This is a genomic window from Pseudonocardia acidicola (assembly GCF_012911935.1).
GTDB lineage: Bacteria > Actinomycetota > Actinomycetes > Mycobacteriales > Pseudonocardiaceae > Pseudonocardia > Pseudonocardia acidicola.
In genome coordinates this window covers 1-7,201 of sequence record NZ_JAAXLA010000139.1, presented here as the reverse complement: position 1 = coordinate 7,201, position 7,201 = coordinate 1, and the positions used below count along the sequence as shown (strand labels likewise).

Genomic DNA, 7,201 nt, shown 5'->3' with positions numbered 1-7,201 from the left:
GCAGCTCTACCCGGACGCCAAGCTCGGGATCGGCCCGCCGATCACCGACGGCTTCTACTACGACTTCGACGTCGAGCGGCCCTTCACCCCGGAGGACCTGAACAAGCTCGAGTCGGCGATGAAGAAGATCGTCAAGTCGGGGCAGAAGTTCTCCCGCCGCCGGTTCGAATCGCTCGAGGACGCCCGCAAGGAGCTGGCCGGCGAGCCGTACAAGCTCGAGCTCATCGACCTCAAGGGCGGCGCGAACGCCGAGGACGTCGACACCTCCGAGGTCATGGAGGTCGGCGAGGGCGAGCTGACCATCTACGACAACGTGCACGCGCACACCGGCGAGACCGTCTGGTCCGACCTGTGCCGCGGCCCGCACCTGCCGACCACGAAGTTCATCCCGGCGTTCAAGCTGACGCGCTCGGCGGCCGCGTACTGGCGGGGCAGCGAGAAGAACCCGCAGCTGCAGCGCATCTACGGCACCGCGTGGGAGAGCCAGGAGGCTCTCGACGCGTATCTGGCCCGGTTGGCCGAGGCCGAGCGCCGCGACCACCGCCGCCTGGGCGCCGAGCTGGACCTGTTCTCCTTCCCCGACGAGCTCGGCTCCGGGCTGCCGGTGTTCCATCCCAAGGGCGGGACCATCCGCACGGAGCTGGAGGACTACTCACGGCGCCGGCACGAGGAGGCGGGCTACGAGTTCGTCTACTCCCCGCACATCACCAAGGGCCGGCTCTACGAGATCTCGGGGCACCTGGACTGGTACGCCGACGGGATGTACCCGCCCATGCACCTCGACGAGGAGCTGGGCCCGGACGGTGAGGTCCGCAAGCCGGGGCAGGACTACTACCTCAAGCCGATGAACTGCCCCATGCACATCCTGATCTACCGGTCGCGGGGGCGGTCGTACCGGGAGCTTCCGCTGCGGCTGTTCGAGTTCGGCTCGGTCTACCGCTACGAGAAGTCCGGTGTGATCCACGGGCTCACCCGGGTCCGTGGCATGACGCAGGACGACGCGCACATCTTCGCCACCCCGGAGCAGGTGACCGACGAGCTGAAGTCCCTGCTGTCCTTCGTGCTCGACCTGCTGCGCGACTACGGCCTCGACGACTTCTACCTGGAGCTGTCGACCCGCAACGACGAGAAGTACGTCGGCACCGACGAGATGTGGGAGCGGGCCACCGAGACGCTGCGTGAGGCCGCCGAGAGCTCCGGCCTCGAGCTGGTGCCGGACCCGGGCGGCGCGGCGTTCTACGGCCCGAAGATCTCGGTGCAGGCCAAGGACGCGATCGGCCGGACCTGGCAGATGTCGACCATCCAGCTCGACTTCAACCTGCCCGAGCGGTTCGACCTGGAGTACACCGCCGCCGACGGGTCCCGGCAGCGCCCGGTGATGATCCACCGTGCGCTGTTCGGGTCGATCGAGCGGTTCTTCGGCGTGCTCACCGAGCACTACGCGGGCGCGTTCCCGGCGTGGCTCTCGCCGGTCCAGGTGGTCGCGATCCCGGTGACCGACGACCAGGTCGAGCACGTCGAGGGCGTCGCCAAGGCGCTGCGGGCCAAGGGCATCCGGGTCGAGGTCGACGCCGGCGACGACCGGATGCAGAAGAAGATCCGCACACACACGCTGCAGAAGGTGCCGTTCATGCTGCTCGCGGGCGCCCGCGACGTCGAGGCGGGCGCGGTGAGCTTCCGGTTCCGCGACGGCTCGCAGCGCAACGGTGTGCCGGTGGACGAGGCCGTCGACGCGATCGTCGACTGGGTGCAGCGCCGGGAGAACACCTCGCCGAGCGAGGAGACCTTCACGCCCGCTCACTAGGATCTCGATCCATGGACGAGCCGGCAATGGTGCCCCAGGACGGCGTCGGGACACCGGACGGGTTCCGCCGGCTGTGGACGCCGCACCGCCTGGCCTACATCAAGGAGGCCGGTGAGGGCGGCTGCCCGTTCTGCCGGATCCCCGACCTGCCCGACGACGAGGGGCTCGTCGTCGCGCGCGGTGAGACGGTGTACGCGCTGCTGAACCTGCACCCGTACAACCCCGGGCACCTGATGGTGCTGCCCTACCGGCACGTCGCCGAGCTGGAGGACCTCACCCAGGCCGAGGCCGCCGAGTTGATGACCTTCACCCAGCGCGCGGTGAAGGCGATGAAGAAGGTGGCCGCGCCGCACGCGTTCAACGTGGGGATCAACCTCGGCACGGTGGCCGGCGGGTCGCTGGCCGACCACCTGCACCAGCACGTGGTGCCGCGCTGGGGCGGGGACGCCAACTTCATCGCCGTGGTCGGCCAGACCAAGGTCATCCCGCAGCTGCTCTCGGAGACCCGGGAGCTGCTGGCCGCGGCGTGGGAGCCCGCGTGATCAGGCCCGGCGGCCGAGCGGGGTAGCCGGCAGGGGAGCGGTCCACATCCCACTAGTCTGAAGTCGGTCCGGGTCGGACCCGTCAACCGGCAGGAGCCCATGCTCAACCTCTTCGCCCGTGCGCGTGTCAACCGGGTCACCGACCCGATCGGCCGATGGCTGGTCGGGTGCGGCATCGCGCCCGACGTGGTGACGGTGGTCGGGACCGCAGGTACGGTCGCCGCCGCCCTGTGGTTCCTGCCCCGCGGCCAGCTGATCATCGCCCCGTGGGTGATCACCGTGTTCGTACTGTTCGACCTGCTGGACGGGGCCATGGCCCGCGCCCGCGGCCGCGGCACACCGTTCGGGGCCGTGCTCGACTCGACGTGCGACCGGCTCGCCGACGGCGCCCTGTTCGCCGGACTGGCCTGGTGGGCGCTCGGCGTGGGCCAGCAGCGGTTGGTCGGTCTCGCCGCGCTGATCTGTCTGGTCGCCGGGCAGATCGTGTCCTACGTCAAGGCCCGCGCGGAGGCCGAGGGACTCTCGGCCGACGGCGGCCTCGTCGAGCGGGCCGAACGGCTCATCATCGCGCTGCTCGGGACGTTCCTGCAGGGCATCGGGGTGCCGTACGCGCTGGCCGTGGGATTGTGGCTGCTCGCCGCGGCATCGGTGTGGACGGTCGGGCAGCGGATCGTCACGGTGTACCGCAGCTCGCGGTCCGCGGCGCCGGCCGCAGGTACGGCCGGGGGAGTTTCGTGAGCGGGCCCGGGAGCGCCCCACCGGACAGCGTGAGGCCGCGCCTGCGGCCGACGAGCGCCGACGAGGAGAGCGCATGAGCGGAGCCGGCGAACGGGCCGCCGACCTCGGTTTCGCGGCGGGCTGGCGGTTCGTCCGCGCGCTCCCGCCGTCGCTGGCCCTCGGCGCGTTCCGGCTGGGCGCCGACCTCGCCGCCCGCCGGCAGGGCCCGGGCGCGCAGCGGCTGCGGGCGAACCTGGCCCGCGTCGTCCCGTCGGCCTCGCCGGAGGCACTGGACGAGCTCGTTCGCGCCGGCCTGCGCAGCTACGCCCGGTACTGGTGCGAGGCGTTCCGGCTGCCGTCGATGGATCCCGCCGACATCCACCGCAGGCTCGATCCGCTGGTCACGGGCGCGGAGCCGGTGTGGGAGGCCTTCGGGGAGGGGCGCGGGGTGGTCTTCGCGCTGCCGCACAGCGGCAACTGGGACCTGGCCGGTGTCTGGATGGTCGAGACGCTGCGCCGCATGGGCCGCGAGCCGGCGCTCACCACTGTGGCCGAACGGCTGCGGCCGGAGTCGCTGTTCCGCCGCTTCGTGGCCTACCGCGAGTCGCTCGGGTTCGAGGTGCTCGCGGCCGAGGACGGCAGCGCCGCCTACCGGGCCCTGACGAAGCGGCTGCGTGCCGGCGGCGTCGTCTGCCTCGTCTCCGACCGTGACCTCACCGCCTCCGGTGTCGAGGTGTCGTTGTTCGGGGAGCCCGCGCGGCTGCCGGCCGGCCCGGCCCGGCTGGCGGCGCTGACCGGCGCCCTGCTGGTGCCCGCCTACCCGCGCTTCACTCCGGACGGGTGGGCGCTGCCGATGGCGGAGCCCGTCCCGGTCCCGGACCGGGCGCACGTGGCGAAGGCCACCCAGGCGATCGCCGACGCGTTCAGCACCCTGATCGCACAGGCTCCGGCCGACTGGCACATGCTGCAGCGGGTGTTCAGCGCAGATCTCGGTGCCGGGGACCCCACCGGCCGGGCCCGAAAACAGGCGACGCCGTGAACCCGGGGCCGCTGCGGATCGGAATCGTCTGCCCCTACTCGCTGGACGTGCCGGGCGGGGTGCAGGCGCACGTCCTCGACCTGGCGCGGGCGCTGCGCGCGCTGGGGCACTCGGTCAACGTGCTGGCACCCGCCGACGAGGACACCCCGCTGCCGGATTTCGTCACCCCGGCCGGGCGGGCGCTCGGGGTGCCCTACAACGGCTCGGTCGCCCGCGTGACGTTCGGCCCGCTGTCGTACGCGCGGGTCAGGCGCTGGCTCGCCGACCACACCTTCGACGTGCTGCACCTGCACGAGCCCACCACGTTCAGCATCTCCGTGCTGGCCCTGCTGGTGGCGGAGGGCCCGATCGTGGCGACCTTCCACACCTCCACCGAGCGGTCCCGCGCGCTGACCGCGTTCGGCGGGATGTTGCGCCCGCTCATGGAGAAGGTGACCGCCCGCATCGCGGTGTCGTCGCTGGCCCGCCGGGTGCAGGTCGAGCACCTGGGCGGGGACGCGGTGGAGATCCCGAACGGTGTCGACGTCGGGCTCTTCGTGAACGGGCCGCTGCTGCCCGGCTACCCGCGGCCGCACACGGTCGGCTTCCTCGGCCGGTTCGACGAGCCGCGCAAGGGCATGCCGGTGCTCCTCGACGCGCTGCGGTTGCTGGCCCCGCACCGCCCCGACCTGCGGCTGATGGTCGTCGGGCGTGGCGACGCCGACGCGCTGCGCCGGCACGCCGGCCCGGAACTGGCCGACCGGCTCGACATCCTCGGCGCGGTCGACGACGCGACGAAAGCCGCCGCGCTGCGCTCCATGGACGTCTACTGCGCCCCGAACCTGGGCGGGGAGAGCTTCGGCATGGTGCTCACCGAGGCGATGGCCGCGGGTGCTCCGGTGCTGGCCAGCGACCTCGGGGCGTTCCGCCGCGTGCTGGGTGGCGGTGACGGCGGAAACGATGCCGGCGAGCCCGCGGGGGTGCTGGTCCCGACCGGTGACGCGCCCGCGCTGGCCACGGCGCTGGGTACGCTGCTCGACGACCCGGCCCGCCGCGCCGCGCTCAGCGTGGCCGGGCGGCGGCGGGCGGCCGACTACGACTGGCCGGTGGTGGCGGGCGCGGTGTTGCGCGTCTACCAGGCTGCGGTGGCCGCCGATCCGCGCCAGGTCGTCGCCGTCGACGACGCGAAGGTGGCCCGATGATCGTCGCGGTGTGGGTGGTTCTGGTCACGCTGCTGTTGATCGTGACGTGGGTGACGGTGCTGTGCGTCGGCCGTGCACGCCGGCTCGACCGGCTGCACGTGCGTACCGACGCGGCCCGCGCCGGGCTCGACATGGCGCTGGCGCGGCGCGCCGAGGTGGCCGGGCAGGTGGCCGCCGCGCTGGCCCGCACGGGGCAGGACGTGACCGCGTTGCGGGCCGCCGTGGGCGCCGCCGGCGCCGTCGCCGCCGCCGAGCGGGAGGGCGTTGAGAACGCGCTGAGCAGGCAATTGGCCGCGGTGGATCGGGGCCGGCTCGACGCCGCGCTGCTGGAGGAGCTGGTCGACGCCGAGCAACTGGTCATCCTGGCCCGTCGGGTGCACAACGACGCCGTGCGCGACACCCTCGGGCTGCGTTCCCGGCGACTGGTCCGCTGGCTGCGGCTGGCCGGGACCGCCCCCGAACCCGGGTACTTCGAGATCGCCGACCCGGAGCCCGGGTCCATGCCGATCCACCGGAGTGCGCCCGAGCGCTCGCCGGATCCGACGCCGCACTGACGTACCATCGGATGGTTCCGGTTTTCGCCATCCAGAGAGGTACCGCCGTGTCGCGCGACCAGGCCCTTTCCGACAACGCCGGCCCCCAGGTGGGGACCGCCCGTGTGAAGCGCGGCATGGCCGAGATGCTCAAGGGCGGCGTCATCATGGACGTGGTCGACGCCGAGCAGGCCAAGATCGCCGAGGACGCCGGCGCCGTCGCCGTGATGGCGCTCGAGCGCGTTCCCGCCGACATCCGTGCCCAGGGTGGGGTGGCCCGGATGAGCGACCCGGACATGATCCAGGGGATCATCGACGCGGTCTCCATCCCGGTGATGGCCAAGGCCCGGATCGGGCACTTCGTCGAGGCCCAGGTGCTGCAGTCCCTCGGGGTCGACTACATCGACGAGTCCGAGGTGCTCACCCCGGCCGACGAGGCGCACCACATCGACAAGTGGGCGTTCACCGTGCCGTTCGTGTGCGGTGCGACGAACCTGGGGGAGGCGCTGCGGCGGATCTCCGAGGGTGCGGCGATGATCCGGTCCAAGGGTGAGGCCGGGACCGGGAACGTGGTCGAGGCGACCCGGCACATGCGCTCGATCCGCGCCGAGATCCGCCGGCTGGGCACGCTGGATGCCGCCGAGCTGTACGTCGCAGCCAAGGAGTTGCGGGCGCCGGTCGAGCTGGTCGCCGAGGTCGCGGCGTCGGGCAAGCTGCCGGTGGTGCTGTTCACCGCGGGCGGGATCGCCACCCCGGCCGACGCGGCGATGATGATGCAGCTGGGTGCCGAGGGCGTGTTCGTGGGTTCGGGCATCTTCAAGTCCGGCGACCCGGCGCAGCGGGCGTCGGCCATCGTCAAGGCCACCACGTTCCACGACGACCCCGATGTGATCGCCAAGGTCTCGCGCGGCCTGGGTGAGGCCATGGTCGGGATCAACATCCCGGACCTGCCCGCCGAGCAGCGCTACGCCGACCGGGGCTGGTGAGCCTCGGCTCCGCACCAGCATCGACGCCCCGCCCGGGATCCAGGGCGGGGCGTTCTGCGTCTCCGGGGAAGAACGTGGGTTCTCATCACCCCTTCGAGGTCGTCGTACATGCGTTCGGACGCTTGCTCTGCCGTTCGTCGGCCAAGATCGTCCGATTGTCGTGGTCCGAGTCGCAGCGCCGCAACTTTCCGTTGCCCTGTCGGTCTGCAGCGATCACACGGTTCGGTGAATCAGCCGGTGGCAGTCACGCCACGCCCATAGTCTCGCTCGTGGCAGTTGTGACGCGAGTGGTGGAGGAGTCGGATGAGGCGTTACGTGACGGTCGGAGGCATCGTCGTCGCAACGTTGTTCGGCGGCTCCCTGGCGGCGGCCGCGGCGCCCGGCGCGCCCGTCCCGCCC

The 7,201-nt window shown here is 72.2% G+C and carries 7 protein-coding genes; all 7 read left to right on the top strand.

The window, feature by feature from the left end:
* Window positions 1–1,804 (top strand): threonine--tRNA ligase (gene thrS / locus HF526_RS34010; protein ID WP_169385762.1); only part of this gene is annotated, 1,804 nt, incomplete at its 5' end.
* A gap of 11 nt (window positions 1,805–1,815) precedes the next feature.
* Entirely contained in the window at window positions 1,816–2,346 is a 531-nt protein-coding gene (locus tag HF526_RS34005) for an HIT family protein (protein WP_169385761.1), read from the top strand.
* Window positions 2,347–2,445: 99 nt separating this feature from the next.
* Complete coding sequence (pgsA, locus tag HF526_RS34000; RefSeq protein WP_169385760.1) at window positions 2,446–3,084, top strand: phosphatidylinositol phosphate synthase; 639 nt, start codon at window positions 2,446–2,448, stop codon at window positions 3,082–3,084.
* A gap of 73 nt (window positions 3,085–3,157) precedes the next feature.
* Window positions 3,158–4,102: a phosphatidylinositol mannoside acyltransferase gene (locus HF526_RS33995; RefSeq protein ID WP_169385759.1), complete on the top strand. Its 945-nt coding sequence runs from the start codon at window positions 3,158–3,160 to the stop codon at window positions 4,100–4,102.
* A gap of 11 nt (window positions 4,103–4,113) precedes the next feature.
* Complete coding sequence (locus tag HF526_RS33990; RefSeq protein WP_169385763.1) at window positions 4,114–5,283, top strand: glycosyltransferase family 4 protein; 1,170 nt, start codon at window positions 4,114–4,116, stop codon at window positions 5,281–5,283.
* Complete coding sequence (locus HF526_RS33985) at window positions 5,280–5,837, top strand: LemA family protein (protein WP_211178209.1); 558 nt, start codon at window positions 5,280–5,282, stop codon at window positions 5,835–5,837. The genes HF526_RS33990 and HF526_RS33985 overlap by 4 nt, the downstream gene beginning before the upstream one ends.
* A gap of 11 nt (window positions 5,838–5,848) precedes the next feature.
* A complete protein-coding gene (pdxS, locus tag HF526_RS33980; RefSeq protein WP_211178208.1) occupies window positions 5,849–6,802 on the top strand; it encodes a pyridoxal 5'-phosphate synthase lyase subunit PdxS in 954 nt (317 codons plus the stop codon).
* Window positions 6,803–7,201 lie beyond the last annotated feature (399 nt).